This window comes from Flavobacterium sp. H122 (assembly GCF_004959765.1).
Classification (GTDB): Bacteria; Bacteroidota; Bacteroidia; order Flavobacteriales; family Flavobacteriaceae; genus Flavobacterium.
Map to the genome: position 1 here is coordinate 157576 of NZ_SJZD01000007.1, position 17779 is coordinate 175354.

15 protein-coding genes and 4 tRNA genes are annotated in these 17779 nt (G+C 36.7%); 2 read left to right on the top strand and 17 right to left on the bottom strand.

The genetic code is table 11. The features are described from left to right. Nucleotides 1-115 precede the first annotated feature (115 nt). Nucleotides 116-1705, top strand: coding sequence for a peptide chain release factor 3 (locus EZM65_RS11865; protein ID WP_136668778.1), 1590 nt, complete (start codon nucleotides 116-118; stop codon nucleotides 1703-1705). 77 nt (nucleotides 1706-1782) lie between these two features. Here the strand turns inward: EZM65_RS11865 and EZM65_RS11870 are convergent, their stop codons facing one another. The 17 genes from EZM65_RS11870 to rpsU form a co-directional block, all read right to left on the bottom strand. Beyond that, nucleotides 1783-2097, bottom strand: coding sequence for a DUF3467 domain-containing protein (locus EZM65_RS11870; protein ID WP_136668779.1), 315 nt, complete (start codon nucleotides 2095-2097; stop codon nucleotides 1783-1785). 120 nt (nucleotides 2098-2217) lie between these two features. Next, the gene (gene rpoC / locus EZM65_RS11875) at nucleotides 2218-6522 is read right to left on the bottom strand and encodes a DNA-directed RNA polymerase subunit beta' (RefSeq protein WP_136668780.1); all 4305 of its coding nucleotides are present in this window, start codon (nucleotides 6520-6522) and stop codon (nucleotides 2218-2220) included. Nucleotides 6523-6599: 77 nt separating this feature from the next. Further along, a complete protein-coding gene (gene rpoB / locus EZM65_RS11880; RefSeq protein ID WP_136668826.1) occupies nucleotides 6600-10412 on the bottom strand; it encodes a DNA-directed RNA polymerase subunit beta in 3813 nt (1270 codons plus the stop codon). 263 nt (nucleotides 10413-10675) lie between these two features. Next, the gene (gene rplL, locus EZM65_RS11885) at nucleotides 10676-11044 is read right to left on the bottom strand and encodes a 50S ribosomal protein L7/L12 (protein ID WP_136668781.1); all 369 of its coding nucleotides are present in this window, start codon (nucleotides 11042-11044) and stop codon (nucleotides 10676-10678) included. Between the two features lie 54 nt (nucleotides 11045-11098). Beyond that, nucleotides 11099-11599: a 50S ribosomal protein L10 gene (rplJ, locus tag EZM65_RS11890; RefSeq protein ID WP_136668782.1), complete on the bottom strand. Its 501-nt coding sequence runs from the start codon at nucleotides 11597-11599 to the stop codon at nucleotides 11099-11101. 22 nt (nucleotides 11600-11621) lie between these two features. Continuing rightward, a complete protein-coding gene (rplA, locus tag EZM65_RS11895) occupies nucleotides 11622-12311 on the bottom strand; it encodes a 50S ribosomal protein L1 (protein WP_136668783.1) in 690 nt (229 codons plus the stop codon). 6 nt (nucleotides 12312-12317) lie between these two features. Continuing rightward, the gene (gene rplK, locus EZM65_RS11900; RefSeq protein ID WP_136668784.1) at nucleotides 12318-12758 is read right to left on the bottom strand and encodes a 50S ribosomal protein L11; all 441 of its coding nucleotides are present in this window, start codon (nucleotides 12756-12758) and stop codon (nucleotides 12318-12320) included. Nucleotides 12759-12822: 64 nt separating this feature from the next. Then, on the bottom strand, nucleotides 12823-13374 hold the full coding sequence (nusG, locus tag EZM65_RS11905; protein ID WP_136668785.1) for a transcription termination/antitermination protein NusG: 552 nt from the start codon (nucleotides 13372-13374) through the stop codon (nucleotides 12823-12825). A 10-nt stretch (nucleotides 13375-13384) separates the two neighbouring features. Then, nucleotides 13385-13582 (bottom strand): preprotein translocase subunit SecE, encoded by a 198-nt coding sequence (gene secE / locus EZM65_RS11910; protein WP_136668786.1) that lies wholly within the window; start codon nucleotides 13580-13582, stop codon nucleotides 13385-13387. A gap of 15 nt (nucleotides 13583-13597) precedes the next feature. Further along, nucleotides 13598-13669: transfer RNA gene (locus tag EZM65_RS11915), tRNA-Trp, on the bottom strand. Nucleotides 13670-13723: 54 nt separating this feature from the next. Beyond that, a complete protein-coding gene (gene tuf, locus EZM65_RS11920) occupies nucleotides 13724-14911 on the bottom strand; it encodes an elongation factor Tu (protein ID WP_136668787.1) in 1188 nt (395 codons plus the stop codon). Nucleotides 14912-14964: 53 nt separating this feature from the next. Continuing rightward, nucleotides 14965-15036 (bottom strand) — tRNA-Thr (locus tag EZM65_RS11925). 75 nt (nucleotides 15037-15111) lie between these two features. Continuing rightward, a tRNA-Tyr gene (locus tag EZM65_RS11930) sits at nucleotides 15112-15192 on the bottom strand. A 70-nt stretch (nucleotides 15193-15262) separates the two neighbouring features. Further along, nucleotides 15263-15336 (bottom strand) — tRNA-Thr (locus EZM65_RS11935). Between the two features lie 87 nt (nucleotides 15337-15423). Beyond that, the gene (gene hpf / locus EZM65_RS11940) at nucleotides 15424-15726 is read right to left on the bottom strand and encodes a ribosome hibernation-promoting factor, HPF/YfiA family (protein WP_136668788.1); all 303 of its coding nucleotides are present in this window, start codon (nucleotides 15724-15726) and stop codon (nucleotides 15424-15426) included. 34 nt (nucleotides 15727-15760) lie between these two features. Beyond that, nucleotides 15761-16657 carry a tyrosine-type recombinase/integrase gene (locus EZM65_RS11945; RefSeq protein ID WP_136668789.1) on the bottom strand — a complete coding sequence of 299 codons (897 nt, stop codon included), beginning with the start codon at nucleotides 16655-16657 and terminating at the stop codon, nucleotides 15761-15763. A 104-nt stretch (nucleotides 16658-16761) separates the two neighbouring features. Then, nucleotides 16762-16956, bottom strand: a complete 195-nt coding sequence (gene rpsU / locus EZM65_RS11950) for a 30S ribosomal protein S21 (protein WP_136668790.1) — start codon at nucleotides 16954-16956, stop codon at nucleotides 16762-16764. Between the two features lie 116 nt (nucleotides 16957-17072). On the opposite strand from rpsU, the gene EZM65_RS11955 reads away from it, so the two are divergent. Beyond that, a complete protein-coding gene (locus EZM65_RS11955) occupies nucleotides 17073-17741 on the top strand; it encodes an FAD-binding oxidoreductase (RefSeq protein ID WP_136668791.1) in 669 nt (222 codons plus the stop codon). The last annotated feature ends 38 nt before the right edge of the window (nucleotides 17742-17779 follow it).

The window sequence follows — 17779 nt, forward strand, 5'->3', positions numbered from 1 at the left end:
TTTATAATAGAATAGCAAAAATAAGAATTCAAGTACATTATACAAGTAATACATAATGTATTAACAAAAATTTATTAACGAAAAATAGTATTTTTGCACTCCATTATAACATATTATGAGTTTTATTAAAGAAATACAACGCCGAAGAACTTTCGGTATCATATCGCACCCCGATGCCGGTAAAACAACTTTGACTGAGAAGTTATTATTATTTGGTGGTGCAATTCAGGAAGCCGGAGCTGTAAAAAGCAATAAAATTAAAAAAGGTGCTACTTCCGACTTTATGGAAATTGAGCGTCAGAGGGGAATTTCTGTTGCTACTTCGGTATTGGCATTCAATTATAAAGACAAAAAAATCAACATTCTTGACACACCAGGTCACAAGGATTTTGCTGAAGATACTTTTAGAACATTGACAGCTGTTGATAGTGTTATTGTAGTTGTTGACGTAGCTAAAGGTGTTGAGGAACAAACTGAAAAATTAGTGGAAGTTTGCCGTATGCGTAATATTCCTATGATTGTTTTCATCAACAAATTAGACCGTGAGGGTAAAGACGCCTTCGATTTGATGGATGAAGTGGAGAAAAAATTAGGATTGCATGTAACTCCATTGAGTTTTCCTATTGGTATGGGTTATGATTTTCAAGGGATTTACAACATCTGGGAGAAAAACATCAATATTTTTGAAGGAGACAGTCGTAAAAACATTGAAGAAACCATTGCTTTTGAAGACGTAAACAATCCGCAGCTTGAAAAAATTATTGGCGAAAAACCGGCGGCTAAACTTAGAGAAGAATTAGAGTTAATCAGCGAAGTGTACCCTCCGTTTGACAGAGAAGCATATTTAGCAGGTAATTTACAACCCGTTTTCTTTGGTTCTGCATTGAATAACTTTGGAGTACGTGAGTTATTGGATTGTTTCGTAGAAATTGCACCAACACCAAGACCGAAAGATTCTGATACAAGGGAAGTAAAACCGGATGAAAATAAATTTTCCGGGTTTGTCTTTAAAATTCACGCCAACATGGATCCGAAACACAGGGACCGTTTGGCTTTCGTTAAAATTGTATCGGGAACTTTCGAAAGAAACAAACCGTATTTACATGTACGGCAAGGAAAGAATTTGAAATTCTCGAGTCCGAATGCCTTTTTCGCAGAGAAAAAAGAAATCGTTGACATTTCCTACCCTGGTGATATTGTTGGATTACATGATACAGGAAACTTTAAAATTGGAGATACCTTAACAGAAGGCGAACAAATGAGCTTCAAAGGAATTCCGAGTTTCTCTCCGGAACATTTCAGATACATCAATAATGCTGACCCTCTTAAAGCCAAGCAATTGGAAAAAGGTGTGGATCAATTAATGGATGAAGGTGTGGCTCAGTTGTTTACACTGGAAATGAACAACAGAAAAGTTATTGGTACAGTTGGAGCACTTCAGTACGAAGTAATTCAATATCGTTTAGAGCACGAATACGGCGCAAAATGTACGTATGAAAATTTCCCTGCCTATAAAGCGTGTTGGGTAAAACCAGAAGATCCTAAAAATGAAGAATTTGCAGAATTTAAACGTATCAAACAAAAATTTTTAGCAAAAGATAAATATGGCCAATTGGTTTTCTTAGCGGATTCTGACTTTTCAATTCAGATGACACAAAGCAAATACCCGAGTGTAAAGTTGTTCTTTACATCAGAGTTTGAGTAAGCTTCGATGCTTCGACGATGCTCAGCACAGGCTCCAGCCTATAAATCAAAAAGCGACCAAGTGGTCGCTTTTGTTATTTACGCCTGTCCTGTTGGACCGAAATTCAAAGGAATTTGTGGCTGCTCACTTTCTTTAATTTCTCCGTGGGCACTTTCAAAACGGTGAATATTATCAGCCAAAGCCTGTACTAACCGTTTCGCGTGCTGCGGTGTTAAAATAATTCTTGATTTCACTTTTGCCTTAGGAACTCCCGGCATGATATTGATAAAATCTACAACAAACTCTGTATTAGAGTGATTTATAATAGCCAGATTAGAATAGATTCCTTCTGCAACAGCTTCATCTAATTCAATATTGATTTGTCCTTCCTGTTGTGGGTTTTGATTGCTCATAGTTTTAAAATTTAAGCTACATCTTAATAGTAATCGTAGCAGGTAGTAATTTTATTTATTAAAAAATCCTAACAGCATAACACTGTTAGGATTTATAAATATAGTCAGAAAAATTAATTATTAATAATTATATTCTTCTTTAGTAATCATTAATTCGTCATACTCTTCTTTAGAACCTACAATTGTGTTATCATAGTCTCTCATACCTGTACCGGCAGGAATTCTGTGACCAACAATTACATTTTCTTTAAGACCTTCCAGGTTATCAATCTTACCTGCAACAGCAGCTTCGTTTAACACTTTAGTAGTTTCCTGGAACGATGCAGCCGAGATGAATGACTTAGTTTGTAACGATGCTCTTGTAATACCCTGAAGTATTGGAGTCGCTGTAGCAGTGATTACATCACGAGCCACTACTAAGTTTTTATCTTCACGTTTTAATAACGAGTTCTCATCTCTTAAATCACGTGGAGTAACGATTTGACCTGGTTTTAAATTAACAGAGTCGCCTGCGTCTTCTACCACTTTCATTCCGTATAACTTATCGTTTTCAGAAATGAAATCTTTTGTGTGAATTAATTGCTCTTCAAGGAACAGCGTATCTCCCGGATCCTGTACCTGAACTTTACGCATCATCTGACGGATAACCACCTCAAAGTGTTTATCGTTGATTTTTACCCCTTGTAAACGGTACACCTCTTGAATTTCATTCACCAAGTACTGTTGAACAGCAGCCGGACCTTGAATTCTTAAGATATCTTCCGGAGTAATAGCTCCATCAGACAATGGCACTCCCGCTCTTACGAAGTCATTCTCCTGAACTAAGATTTGGTTTGATAATTTAACCAAGTATTTCTTGATTTCACCAAATTTAGATTCGATAATAATTTCGCGGTTACCTCTCTTAATCTTTCCAAATGACACAACACCATCAATTTCAGAAACTACCGCTGGGTTTGAAGGATTACGAGCTTCAAGCAACTCGGTAATTCTTGGTAAACCTCCCGTGATATCGCCTGCTTTAGAAGAACGACGAGGGATTTTTACTAAAATTTTACCTGCTTTAATTTTCTCTCCATCTTCTACCATTAAGTGTGCACCTACCGGTAAGTTGTATGTTCTGATCAATTCACCGTCTTTACCATAAATATGTAAAGTAGGAATTAACTTTTTATTTCTAGCTTCAGAAATTACTTTTTCCTGGAAACCTGTTTGCTCATCGATTTCAACTAAGAACGATTGTCCTTGTTCTAAATCTTCGTAACCAACCTTACCAGTGAATTCTGAAATAATTACACCATTATACGGGTCCCATTTACAGATAGTTTCTCCTTTTCCGATAGACTGGCCATCAGCAACAAAAATACTTGAACCGTAAGGGATATTGTGCGTACTTAATAAGATTCCTGTTTTCTCATCAACTAATTTTAATTCAGTTGAACGGGAAATTACGATATCTACTTCATTACCTTCAGCATCTTCACCTTTAACCGTTTTTAAATCTTCGATTTCCAAACGTCCAGGGAATTTAGCAATGATACTGGATTCTTCAGAAATACCTCCAGCAACCCCTCCAACGTGGAACGTACGAAGTGTTAACTGTGTACCTGGCTCACCAATTGACTGTGCTGCAATTACACCTACCGCTTCACCTTTTTGAGTCATCTTACCTGTTGCAAGGTTACGTCCGTAACATTTAGCACAGATACCTTTTTCTGCCTCACAAGTAAGCGGCGAACGTACTTCAACTTTTTCAAGTGGAGAAGCTTCAATTTCTTTAACGATTGCTTCAGTGATTTGCTCACCGGCAGCAACAATTACGTCTGAAGTTAAAGGATTAATTACATCTTGTAATGCAACACGTCCTAAAATTCTTTCTCCTAAAGTTTCAACGATTTCCTCATTTTTCTTTAAAGCAGAAACTTCAACACCTCTTAATGTACCACAATCTACTTGGTTCACGATTACATCCTGAGCAACGTCATGTAAACGACGGGTTAAGTAACCCGCATCCGCCGTTTTTAACGCCGTATCCGCAAGACCCTTACGAGCACCGTGCGTGGAGATGAAGTATTCTAAGATCGAAAGACCTTCTTTAAAGTTCGATAAGATCGGGTTTTCAATAATTTCACCACCACCAGCAGTTGATTTTTTCGGCTTAGCCATCAAACCACGCATACCAGTTAACTGACGAATCTGCTCTTTTGAACCACGGGCTCCTGAATCAAGCATCATATATACCGAGTTGAAACCTTGTTGGTCCTCACGGATATTTTTCATTGCCAATTCCGTTAATTGAGCATTAGCTGAAGTCCAAATATCAATAACCTGATTGTAACGCTCATTATTTGTGATAAGACCCATGTTATAGTTCATAGAGATAACCTCTACCTGCTCTCTGGCCTCAGCAATTAATGATTGTTTTTGATCTGGAATTTTAATATCACCTAAAGAGAATGATAATCCTCCTTTAAATGCGAATCTATATCCCATATCCTTCATATTATCAAGGAAACCAGCCGTTGTAGGAACATCAGTTACTGCAAGGATTTTTCCAATGATATCACGAAGTGATTTTTTAGTTAATACCTCATTGATATAACCAGCTGCTTCAGGTACTACCTCGTTGAATAATACACGTCCAGCAGTTGTCTGGATAATTTTATATACTAATTCTCCATTTTCATTGAAGTCTTTCGCTCTAATTTTAACACGTGCATTTAACTCCAAACGGCCTTCGTTTAATGCAATATGCACCTCTTCTGCCGAATAGAAAGTCAAGCCTTCACCTTTAATTGTTAACTCAGGTGTAGTTAAACGCTCTTTTGTCATATAGTACAATCCAAGAACCATGTCCTGAGATGGAACCGTGATAGGCGCACCATTAGCAGGGTTCAAGATATTGTGAGAACCTAACATTAATAATTGAGCTTCTAAAATAGCTTCCGGTCCTAATGGTAAGTGAACCGCCATCTGGTCACCGTCAAAGTCGGCGTTGAATGCCGTACACGTTAACGGGTGTAACTGGATTGCTTTTCCTTCAATTAACTTAGGCTGGAATGCCTGAATACCCAATCTGTGAAGAGTTGGAGCACGGTTAAGTAATACCGGATGTCCTTTGATTACATTTTCCAGGATATCCCATACTACAGGCTCTTTTTTATCGATGATTTTTTTAGCCGACTTAACTGTTTTTACAATACCTCTTTCGATCAATTTACGGATAACGAATGGTTTGTAAAGCTCAGCAGCCATATCTTTTGGCAAACCACACTCATACATTTTCAATTCAGGTCCAACAACAATTACCGAACGAGCTGAATAGTCAACACGTTTACCTAATAAGTTTTGACGGAAACGTCCTTGCTTACCTTTTAATGAGTCCGATAATGATTTTAATGGTCTGTTTGATTCTGTTTTAACAGCAGAAGCTTTTCTTGTGTTATCAAATAATGAATCTACCGCTTCCTGAAGCATACGCTTTTCGTTACGTAAGATAACTTCCGGCGCTTTTATTTCCATTAATCGTTTTAAACGGTTGTTACGGATAATTACACGACGGTATAAGTCATTCAAATCTGAAGTTGCGAAACGACCACCATCAAGTGGCACTAACGGACGTAATTCTGGTGGAATAACCGGAATTACTTTTAAGATCATCCACTCAGGTAAGTTCTCTCTGTTGTTGTTAGCTTCACGGAAAGACTCAACTACCTGAAGACGTTTTAAAGCTTCAGTTTTTCTTTGCTTAGATGTTTCATTGTTGGCAGCATGACGTAATTGGTACGATAATGTATCCAATTCAACACGTGACAATAAATCCATAATACATTCAGCACCCATTTTAGCGATGAATTTATTAGGATCATTATCATCTAAATATTGGTTTTCCATTGGAAGAGAATCAGAAATATTCAAGTATTCTTCTTCTGTTAAGAAATCCATTTTTTGTAATGATTCACCTTCAGCGTTTTTAGCAATACCAGCTTGGATTACTACATAACGCTCATAGTAAATAATCATGTCTAATTTCTTAGACGGTAATCCTAAAATGTAACCAATTTTGTTAGGTAACGAACGGAAATACCAAATATGAGCAATAGGCACAACTAAGTTGATGTGTCCTACACGGTCACGACGTACTTTTTTCTCAGTAACTTCAACCCCACAACGGTCACAAACGATTCCTTTGTAACGGATTCTTTTATATTTACCACAAGCACACTCATAGTCTTTTACAGGACCAAAGATACGCTCACAGAATAAACCGTCACGCTCAGGTTTGTGCGTTCTATAGTTGATAGTTTCCGGTTTTAATACCTCACCACGGGATTCTGCCAAGATTGACTCAGGAGAAGCTAAACCAATTGAAATTTGGTTAAATCGTTTGATGGTATTTTTATCTTTATTTCTATTTGTTGTCATAGTCGATTTTTTAAAAGTTTTCAGTTTTAGTGTTTGTTCCAGCCACAGTCTCCCTATGGCTGAAACTAACTACTGATTTATTCTTCTAATCTGATGTCTAAACCAAGACCTTTTAATTCGTGCATTAATACATTGAATGATTCTGGTAATCCTGGTTCCGGCATTGTTTCACCCTTAACGATTGCTTCGTAAGTTTTAGCTCTACCAATTACGTCATCCGACTTAACAGTCAGGATTTCACGTAATGTACTTGATGCACCGTATGCTTCAAGTGCCCAAACCTCCATCTCTCCAAAACGCTGACCACCAAACTGAGCTTTACCTCCTAAAGGCTGTTGCGTGATTAATGAGTAAGGACCAATAGAACGAGCGTGCATTTTATCATCAACCATGTGACCTAATTTCAACATATAGATAACACCTACAGTAGCCGGTTGGTGGAAACGCTCTCCAGTTCCTCCATCATATAAATATGTATGTCCGAATCTTGGAACTCCTGCTTCGTCTGTCAAGGCATTGATTTGATCTAAAGATGCACCATCAAAGATTGGTGTTGCATACTTTCTTCCTAATTTTTTACCTGCCCATCCAAGAACTGTTTCATAAATCTGACCAATGTTCATACGTGAAGGTACCCCAAGTGGATTCAATACGATATCTACCGGTGTTCCATCCTCTAAGAATGGCATGTCTTCCTGACGAACAATACGTGCAACGATACCTTTGTTACCGTGACGTCCTGCCATCTTATCACCCACTTTCAGTTTACGTTTCTTAGCGATATAAACTTTAGCTAATTTCAAGATACCTGACGGTAACTCGTCACCCACAGTAATTGTGAATTTCTCACGACGTAAAGCACCTTGAAGGTCATTCAACTTAATTTTATAATTGTGAATTAAGTCATTTACCATTGCATTTGTTTCATCATCAGCAACCCATTGACCTTTAGTCAAGTGAGCAAAATCTTCCACTGCCTGTAACATTTTCTTAGTGTACTTTTTACCTTTAGGTAATACTTCTTCACCTAAATCGTTCATTACACCTTGAGATGTTTTACCATCAACGATTACAAACAATTTCTCGATTAATCTGTCTTTTAATTCAACAAATTTAGTTTCGAAATCCATTTCAAGAGCAGATAACTCGTCTTTTTCCTGCGAACGCTTACGCTTATCTTTTACCGCTCTTGCGAATAATTTTTTATCTAAAACAACACCGTGTAAAGAAGGAGAAGCTTTTAATGAAGCATCTTTCACATCACCTGCTTTATCACCGAAGATAGCTCTTAATAGTTTTTCTTCTGGAGTAGGATCAGATTCTCCTTTTGGTGTAATTTTTCCGATTAGAATGTCACCAGGCTTAACCTCTGCTCCAATTCTAATCATACCGTTTTCATCCAAATCTTTAGTAGCTTCTTCAGATACGTTTGGAATATCATTCGTTAATTCTTCGTTACCTAATTTAGTATCACGAACTTCTAATGAATAATCATCAATATGGATTGATGTAAAGATATCATCACGAACTACTTTTTCAGAAATTACAATCGCATCCTCAAAGTTGTAACCTTTCCAAGGCATGAACGCAACCTGTAAGTTTCTACCAAGAGCTAACTCACCATTTTGTGTTGCATAACCTTCACAAAGTACCTGACCTAATTTTACTTTATCACCTTTTCTTACGATAGGTTTTAAGTTGATTGTTGTACTTTGATTCGTTTTACGGAACTTGATTAATTGATATGTTTTATCATCTGTATCAAAACTTACTGCTCTTTCTGCATCTGTTCTTTCGTATTTGATAGTGATTTTATCAGCATCAACATACTCAACAACACCGTTTCCTTCAGCATTGATCAACACTCTTGAGTCAGAAGCCACCTGACGCTCTAAACCTGTACCTACAATAGGAGAATCAGGGCGTAATAATGGAACTGCCTGACGCATCATGTTTGATCCCATCAACGCACGGTTCGCGTCATCGTGCTCTAAGAACGGAATTAATGAAGCAGAAATAGAAGCAATCTGGTTAGGAGCAACGTCAGTATAGTGAACCGCTGTTGGGTCAACTACCGGGAAGTCACCTTCCTCACGAGCAATTACTTTATCAGCTGTAATTGTACCGTTGTTATCCATCTCAATGTTTGCCTGAGCAATCATTTTACCTTCTTCTTCTTCAGCACTTAAATAGATAGGCTCAGAAACTAAGTCAACTTTACCATTTTCTACTTTACGGTAAGGAGTTTCAATGAATCCCATTCCGTTTACTTTAGCATATACCCCTAATGAAGAGATAAGACCAATGTTTGGTCCCTCTGGAGTTTCAATAGGACATAAACGACCATAGTGTGTATAGTGAACGTCACGAACCTCGAAACCTGCTCTCTCTCTGGATAAACCTCCAGGTCCTAAAGCTGATAAACGACGTTTGTGTGTAATCTCTGCCAATGGATTTGTTTGGTCCATAAACTGAGATAACTGGTTCGTACCAAAGAATGAGTTGATTACTGAAGACAAAGTCTTAGCGTTAATCAAATCGATAGGTGTAAACACCTCATTATCACGAACGTTCATACGCTCACGAATAGTACGAGCCATACGAGCCAAACCAACACCAAACTGAGCAGATAATTGTTCACCTACTGTACGTACACGACGGTTAGATAAGTGGTCGATATCATCGATCTCAGCTTTAGAGTTAATCAACTCAATTAAATATTTTACGATAGTAATAATATCCTCTTTAGTAAGCACCTGCTTATCCATAGGAATATCAAGACCTAATTTTTTGTTCATTCTGTAACGACCTACATCACCTAAGTTGTAACGTTGATCAGAGAAGAATAATTTATCGATAATTCCGCGTGCAGTTTCCTCATCTGGTGGTTCTGCATTACGTAATTGTCTGTATATGTGTTCTACAGCTTCTTTTTCAGAGTTTGTAGGGTCTTTTTGTAATGTATTGTGGATGATTGAATAATCAGCAGTATTTAAATCTTCTTTATGTAATAAGATAGATTTAACATTTGCATCAACGATTTCTTCAACATTATCTTTATCTAAAAGCGTATCACGATCCAAGATGATTTCGTTACGTTCGATAGAAACAACCTCACCAGTATCCTCATCTACGAAGTCCTCATGCCATGTATTCAATACACGTGCAGCTAAACGACGACCGATATATTTCTTTAAACCTGATTTAGACACTTTGATTTCTTCAGCTAAATCGAAGATTTCCAAGATATCTTTATCACGCTCAAATCCAATTGCACGGAAAAGAGTTGTTACAGGTAATTTTTTCTTTCTATCAATATATGCGTACATTACGCTGTTGATATCAGTAGCGAATTCAATCCAAGATCCTTTAAAAGGAATTACTCTGGCAGAGTATAATTTTGTTCCATTTGCGTGGAATGATTGTCCAAAGAATACACCAGGTGAACGGTGTAACTGAGAAACAACAACACGCTCCGCTCCATTAATTACGAAAGTTCCGCTAGGCGTCATGTAAGGGATTGTACCTAAGTAAACATCCTGTACAATAGTTTCGAAATCTTCATGCTCAGGGTCAGTACAGTATAGTTTTAGTCTTGCTTTTAAAGGCACGCTATATGTAAGCCCTCTATCTATACATTCTTCAATTGTATAACGAGGCGGGTCAACAAAATAATCTAAGAACTCAAGCACGAATTGGTTACGTGTGTCTGTGATTGGGAAGTTTTCCATGAAGGTATTGTATAACCCCTCGTTGCCTCTTTCGTCTGATTTCGTTTCAAGTTGGAAGAAATCCTTGAACGATTTTACCTGGATATCCAGAAAATCCGGATAATTAGGGATATTTTTTGTAGAGGCAAAATTCAATCTTTCAGTCTGATTTATTATCATCATGGACAAAATTTTGATTAAAAAAAAGTAATTTTTGTGTTAAACACATTAATTTATAATAATCAATACTTTTTTTATTATAACCAGCACATCTTTTGAAAATAAGTGTATTGAGACTTTTCTCCCTTTCTTCGTGTTGGTTTAAAGTGTTTTAGTATGTTAATTATTTCCCAAAAAAAGAAATAAATTTATTATACGAAAAATGGTTTAGGCCTTGAGTAAAGTACTCAAAGGCCTAAACCTGTATTCTAAACTATGTTGGATTATTTAACCTCAACAACAGCTCCAGCCTCTTCTAAAGCTTTCTTAAGACCTTCAGCCTCATCTTTAGAAATTGCTTCTTTTACGTTTGTAGGAGCAGCATCAACTAAATCTTTAGCTTCTTTAAGACCTAAACCAGTTAATTCTTTAACCGCTTTAACAACTCCTAATTTAGAAGCACCAGCATCTTTCAATACTACAGTGAATTCAGTTTGCTCTTCAGCAGCAGCATCTCCACCACCTGCAGCAACTACTACAGCAGCAGCAGCCGGCTCAATACCATACTCATCTTTTAATATTGCAGCTAAATCATTAACTTCTTTAACTGTTAAATTTACTAATTGTTCTGCGAATTGTTTCAAATCTGCCATTTTTTCTATCTTTTAAAATGATTTGTAATTTATATAATTTAAATAGTGCGCTAATTATTCAGCAGCTTCACCTTTAGATTCTGCGTTGTTCAATAAAGCAGAAATAATACGTTTAGCTGGTGATTGAAGTAATCCAATGATATCTCCAATAACTTCTTCTTTAGATTTAAGAGCAGCTAACGAATCTAATAGGTTATCACCGATATAAATCTCGTCGTTAATGAAAGCTCCTTTAAAAACTGGTTTTTCACCTTTTTTACGGAATTCTTTAATAACTTTTGCAGGTGCATTTGCAATATCAGCAATTAAGATTGAAGTGTTTCCTTTTAAAGTAGTTGGTAATTCACCAAATTCTTTATCAGAAGCTTCCATTGCTTTAGCAAGTAAAGTATTTTTAACAACTTCTAATTTGATACCAGCTTTAAAACAAGCTCTTCTTAAATTTGAAGTAGTTTCTGCATTTAAACCAGAAATATCTGCTAAGTAAACGATATTAGTTCCAGCTAATTGTGCAGTTAAATCTCCAATAGCGATTGATTTTTCTTCTCTTGTCATATCAAAAACTTTTAACTACCAATTATACTGCTTTAGGATCTAAAGCAATAGCCGGACTCATTGTACTTGATAAGTGGATAGACTTAATATAAGTACCTTTTGCAGCAGTTGGTTTTAATTTAATTAATGTTTGAATAATTTCGTGAGCATTCTCCTGGATTTTGTCAGCATCAAAAGAGATTCTTCCAATTCCAGCGTGAACGATACCTGTTTTATCAACTTTGAAGTCGATTTTACCAGATTTAACCTCTTCTACAGCTTTACCTACTTCCATAGTAACTGTACCAGTTTTAGGATTTGGCATTAAACCACGAGGTCCTAAAATACGACCTAACGGACCTAATTTACCCATAACTGCAGGCATAGTGATGATTACATCAACATCTGTCCAACCGTCTTTAATTTTTTGTAAATAGTCATCAAGACCTACGTGATCAGCACCAGCAGCTTTAGCTTCAGCCTCTTTATCCGGAGTAACTAATGCTAATACTCTCACGTCTTTACCTGTTCCGTGTGGTAAAGAAACCACACCTCTTACCATTTGATTCGCTTTACGAGGGTCAACTCCTAATTTAACAGCGATATCAACAGATTCATCAAATTTTGCAGCAGCAACTTCTTTGATTAATGCAGAAGCATCTTTTAAAGAATATAATTTATTCTTCTCAATTTTAGAAGCAGCAACTTTTTGCTTTTTCGTTAATTTTGCCATTTTCTCTTAGTTTAAAGGAGAATCTCCAGTTACAGTTATACCCATAGATCTAGCTGTTCCAGCTACCATGCTCATTGCTTTCTCAATTGTGAACGCATTTAAGTCAGGCATTTTTTCTTCAGCGATAGCTCTAATCTGATCCCAAGTTACATTAGCAACTTTTTTACGGTTAGGCTGTCCTGATCCAGACTTAATTTTTGCAGCTTCTAATAATTGGATAGCAGCAGGAGGAGTTTTTACAACAAAATCAAACGATTTGTCTTTGTACACAGTAATTTGAACTGGTAATACTTTGCCTGGTTTATCTTGTGTTCTAGCATTGAACTGCTTACAGAACTCCATGATGTTAACCCCAGCAGCTCCCAAAGCAGGTCCAACCGGTGGCGATGGGTTCGCAGCACCTCCCTTAACTTGTAGTTTAACTACTTTACTAACTTCTTTAGCCATTGTTTAAAAAATTTAGCACATCGATCAATTGGAAGCGATTGATGTGAATTATTCAGAATAAAATTTATACTTTTTCTACCTGCATAAAACTCAATTCCAATGGAGTTTTTCTTCCGAAAATCTTCACCATTACCTCAAGCTTACGCTTTTCTTCATTGATCTTTTCAATTGTACCATTAAAGCCATTGAAAGGACCGTCAGTTACTTTTACCGTTTCACCCAAAGTGTAAGGTATAGCTCCGTGATCTACTGTAGTAGCCAATTCATCCACTTTACCTAACATTCTGTTTACTTCAGCCTGTCTTAAAGGCACAGGATCACCCCCCTTAACTTCACCTAAAAAACCAATTACACCGGTAATTGATTTAATGATGTGAGGAATTTCACCTGTCAAATTTGCTTCAATCATTACGTAACCAGGAAAATAAACTCGCTCTTTGCTGATTTTTTTCCCATCACGCACTGAAACCACTTTTTCAGTTGGAACTAATACTTGAGAGATGTAATCAGCCATACCAACTCTGTTAATCTCTTGCTCAATGTAAGATTTAACTTTGTTTTCCTGACCACTTACAGCTCTGACAACATACCACTTTTTCACATTAGTTTCCGCCATAACAACCCAATTATCCTTTTAATAAATTAAAGAAACCTTCTATTGTTTTAGTGAAAATCTCATCTACACCCCAAGTAGCTAAAGCAAAAATAACTGAGAAGACAGCTACAACAATTGTTAATTTTTGTACCTCTTCCCAAGTTGGCCAAGTCACATTTGACTTAAACTCTTCAAAAGCTTCAGATATGTAATTAGTAACTTTGCTCATTTTATTTTCTATTTGCACGGGCGGAGGGATTCGAACCCCCATCAATGGTTTTGGAGACCACTATACTAGCCCTTGTACTACGCCCGTTTGTTAAAAACAGTGCCGTCGTTAAACGACACTGCTATTATATATAATTGTAAATTATTCTACAATTTCAGTTACCTGACCTGCACCAACTGTTCTACCACCTTCACGGATAGCGAAACGTAAACCTACGCTTAATGCAATTGGGGATAATAAAGTAACATCGATAGTTAAGTTATCACCAGGCATAACCATCTCAACTCCTGCAGGTAAAGAAATAGTACCTGTTACGTCAGTTGTACGTACATAAAACTGTGGACGGTAGTTGTTATGGAATGGTGTGTGACGACCACCTTCTTCTTTTTTCAAGATATAAACCTCAGCTTTGAATTTAGCGTGTGGCTTAACAGATCCTGGCTTACAAATAACCATACCACGACGGATAGATTCTTTATCAACACCTCTTAATAATAAACCAACGTTATCTCCAGCTTCACCTCTATCTAAGATCTTACGGAACATCTCAACTCCAGTGATTGTAGAAGTTAACTTGTCAGCACCCATACCGATGATTTCAACTGGATCTCCAGTGTTAGCAACACCTGTTTCGATACGACCTGTAGCAACTGTACCACGACCTGTAATTGTGAATACGTCCTCAACTGGCATCAAGAATGGTTTTTCGTTGTCACGAACCGGCTCTTCAATCCAGTTATCAACAGCTTCCATTAATTCGATGATTTTAGGAACCCAGTTTGGATCATTGTTTAATCCACCTAAAGCAGAACCTTGAACAACAGGACCATTATCTCCATCATATTCATAGAAAGATAATAAATCTCTGATTTCCATCTCTACTAACTCTAATAATTCAGCATCATCAACCATATCCACTTTGTTCATGAAAACAACGATACGAGGAATACCTACCTGGCGACCTAATAAGATGTGCTCACGAGTTTGTGGCATTGGACCATCTGTAGCAGCTACTACTAAGATAGCACCGTCCATCTGAGCAGCACCAGTAACCATGTTCTTAACGTAATCCGCGTGACCTGGACAGTCAACGTGAGCATAGTGACGGTTAGCAGTTTCATACTCTACGTGAGAAGTGTTGATAGTAATACCTCTTTCTTTCTCTTCTGGAGCATTATCAATTTGATCGAATGACTTAGCTTGACAGTAACCTGCATCAGATAATACTTTAGTGATTGCAGCAGTTAAAGTAGTCTTTCCGTGGTCTACGTGTCCGATAGTACCGATATTTAAGTGCGGTTTCGAACGATTAAAACTTTCTTTTGCCATTTTACTTAATTTTTAATCTTAGTTATAATAATTAGTGTTCAAAAAAATCTTTGAGCCAATGACGGGAATTGAACCCGTGACCTCTTCCTTACCAAGGAAGCACTCTACCCCTGAGCTACACCGGCTTTCGTGAGTTCAGAAGTTAGAATTTAGAAATTAGAATTTTATTTTCTAAATCCAGAATTCTAAATTCTTTATTGTGGGGAGAGCAGGATTCGAACCTGCGAAGGTTTCCCAACGGATTTACAGTCCGTCCTCGTTGGCCGCTTGAGTATCTCCCCGCCTATTTTTTCCAAAAACAAAGCTCAAAAATCTCATTTTCAAAGCTTTGCAAAACACAGTATTTCAAAGAGCCGATGGAGGGACGCGAACCCACGACCTGCTGATTACAAATCAGCTGCTCTAGCCAGCTGAGCTACACCGGCAATCATTAAAAAAGTCCGCTATTTCTAACGGACTGCAAATGTATGTAATATTTTTATTAATCAAAACTTTTTTTAATAAAAATTTTTCTAGGCATGCGCTCTTTGCTTTTCTTTTCGCTTCACCAACAATCTTTCCATTGCATCAACCGACAAATCAACACCTTCTTCAAACGTCTTACAGGTCTTTTTTACCACGAATTCATCTCCCGGAACAATTATCTTTGCCTCAACCGTTTTATTCTCTTTTTCACTTGTTTGCTCAACTCTCATAAAAACATCTGCCGAAACAATCTTATCGTAGTATTTTTCCAGTTTATTAATCTTTTCGTCTGCAAAATCAATCAGTTTTCTGTCAATGTTAAAATTAACCGCATGAACATTTACCTTCATAGTTATAAATTTTAAGGTTAAACAACTAAAAGAATCACTTCCGGTTTCTAGGATGGGCATTTTTGTACACATTCTTCAATTCAGCCAAGCTGGAATGCGTATACGCCTGAGTCGATGCCAAACTAGAATGTCCTAAGAGCTCTTTTATAGAATTAAGGTCTGCACCTCGATTAAGCATATGAGTCGCAAATGTGTGCCGGAGCATGTGCGGGCTTCTTTTTACTTTCTCGGATACATTACTAAAGTAAGAATTTATTAAACGATACACAAACGATTCATTGATTTTATTTCCGCTTGAAAGCAGAAATAAATTATTTTCATCAACAATACTCTCCAGCCTGCTCCGGAGTGTTAAATAACTTTTAATTTGTAAAGAAATCACATCCAACATCGGTATAATGCGTTCCTTATTGCGTTTTCCTAAAACCTTAAACAAACCACCTGACAAATCCACATTAGACAACTGCAAACCAATAAGTTCCGAACGACGTATTCCGGTTGTATAAAACAAATCAATAATCAATTTATCACGGGCACCTTCAAAACCTTCCTTGTATTCAATTTGATTCAATACCGAATTCAACTCTTCCTCAGAAAAAGGCACCTGAACTTTTTTTGGAGTTTTTAACGCTTTATGCTTCGCCAAAGGAGAAACTTCAATTTGCTTTGTTTTCAATAAGAATTTATAAAAAGCCTTCAACGAAGACATTTTTCTGTTCACCGAAGCATTTGAAATACCGGAATCAATCATAAAAACAATCCAGCTCCGGATTAAAGTATAAGCCACTCCTTCTAAAGCAATACTTTCATAATTATCAACCAGATAGGATTGAAAAAAAACCAAATCCTTACCATAAGCCAAAGCCGTATGAAGAGAATAATTTTTCTCTTTTAATAAATAGTCCTGAAATTTCTGAAGATTGTCTGACATAAATAAAGTCTGTAAAATTATTTCAGAATAAAAAACAAAAAATCGTTAGCATAAAAGTATAAAACTTCTATAACTAACGATTTATATTATCCGAAAATTAACTACTAACTTTCGATGCTATCTCTTAATCCTTGAACGTAAGCAGCTTTTTGAATTTCAGCTCTTCTTGTTACAGATGGCTTAATAAAAGCTTGACGACTTCTTAGTTGTCTTACAACTCCAGTTTTATCGAATTTACGTTTGTAACGCTTAAGCGCTCTGTCGATATTTTCTCCGTCTTTAATTGGTATAATTAACATAATCTTGACACCTCCTCTCAATTTCGGGTGCAAACGTATGAATTTATTTTGGAATATGAAGTATAAAAATCTAAAAAAAATTAACTAACTTTAAGAATCAGTAATTTAAACAAACCATGACTTCCACTGTTGTAAAAATTCTCGATGCTTTTTTTGTTACCCACGATGTAAAATGCTTTAGAGTTGAAAAACCAAAAGGATTCAATTTTGTACCCGGCCAGGCAACTGATGTTTCCATAAACTTAGAAAGCTGGAAAGACAAAATCAGGCCTTTCACCTTCACCAACACTCCCGAAGATAATTATCTTGAATTTATGATTAAAATTTACAGAGATCATGACGGCGTAACCAACAAACTGGGAAGCATAAATGCCGGCGGAGAATTAATTCTGCATGATGTATTTGGCGCTATACGATATAAAGGAGAAGGTGTTTTTATTGCCGCAGGATCAGGCGTAACACCATTTATTTCAATTTTCAGAGATTTACACAAGAAGAAAAAACTGGAAGACAATCTTTTGATTTACACCAACAAAACCTCTGAAGATGTAATTATGGGAAAAGAATTAGGTGACATGCTTAAAGACAATTTTACCAATGTATATACCCGTGAAAATGTAATAGGTTTCGTTGGACGTAGAATCGACCGAAATTTCCTAATTGAAAACATTGCTGATTTTAGTCAGAATTTTTATTTATGCGGCCCTGTTGATTTTGTTAAATCAGTTTCAAGGAATTTGATAGATTTAGGAGTCAACTCAGACACATTAGTAATTGAACAATAAAAAAGCCAGACGTTACACATCTGGCTTTCAATTATTTT

Coding starts and splice junctions, on each gene's coding strand:
- rplL (WP_136668781.1), bottom strand. CDS start 11,044: ATGGCAGATTTGAAACAATTCGCAGAACAATTAGTAAATTTAACAGTT.
- rpoB (WP_136668826.1), bottom strand. CDS start 10,412: ATGATAATAAATCAGACTGAAAGATTGAATTTTGCCTCTACAAAAAAT.
- hpf (WP_136668788.1), bottom strand. CDS start 15,726: ATGAAGGTAAATGTTCATGCGGTTAATTTTAACATTGACAGAAAACTG.
- EZM65_RS11870 (WP_136668779.1), bottom strand. CDS start 2,097: ATGAGCAATCAAAACCCACAACAGGAAGGACAAATCAATATTGAATTA.
- tuf (WP_136668787.1), bottom strand. CDS start 14,911: ATGGCAAAAGAAAGTTTTAATCGTTCGAAACCGCACTTAAATATCGGT.
- EZM65_RS11945 (WP_136668789.1), bottom strand. CDS start 16,657: ATGTCAGACAATCTTCAGAAATTTCAGGACTATTTATTAAAAGAGAAA.
- rplJ (WP_136668782.1), bottom strand. CDS start 11,599: ATGACAAGAGAAGAAAAATCAATCGCTATTGGAGATTTAACTGCACAA.
- rpoC (WP_136668780.1), bottom strand. CDS start 6,522: ATGACAACAAATAGAAATAAAGATAAAAATACCATCAAACGATTTAAC.
- rplA (WP_136668783.1), bottom strand. CDS start 12,311: ATGGCAAAATTAACGAAAAAGCAAAAAGTTGCTGCTTCTAAAATTGAG.
- secE (WP_136668786.1), bottom strand. CDS start 13,582: ATGAGCAAAGTTACTAATTACATATCTGAAGCTTTTGAAGAGTTTAAG.
- EZM65_RS11955 (WP_136668791.1), top strand. CDS start 17,073: ATGACTTCCACTGTTGTAAAAATTCTCGATGCTTTTTTTGTTACCCAC.
- rpsU (WP_136668790.1), bottom strand. CDS start 16,956: ATGTTAATTATACCAATTAAAGACGGAGAAAATATCGACAGAGCGCTT.
- nusG (WP_136668785.1), bottom strand. CDS start 13,374: ATGGCGGAAACTAATGTGAAAAAGTGGTATGTTGTCAGAGCTGTAAGT.
- EZM65_RS11865 (WP_136668778.1), top strand. CDS start 116: ATGAGTTTTATTAAAGAAATACAACGCCGAAGAACTTTCGGTATCATA.
- rplK (WP_136668784.1), bottom strand. CDS start 12,758: ATGGCTAAAGAAGTTAGTAAAGTAGTTAAACTACAAGTTAAGGGAGGT.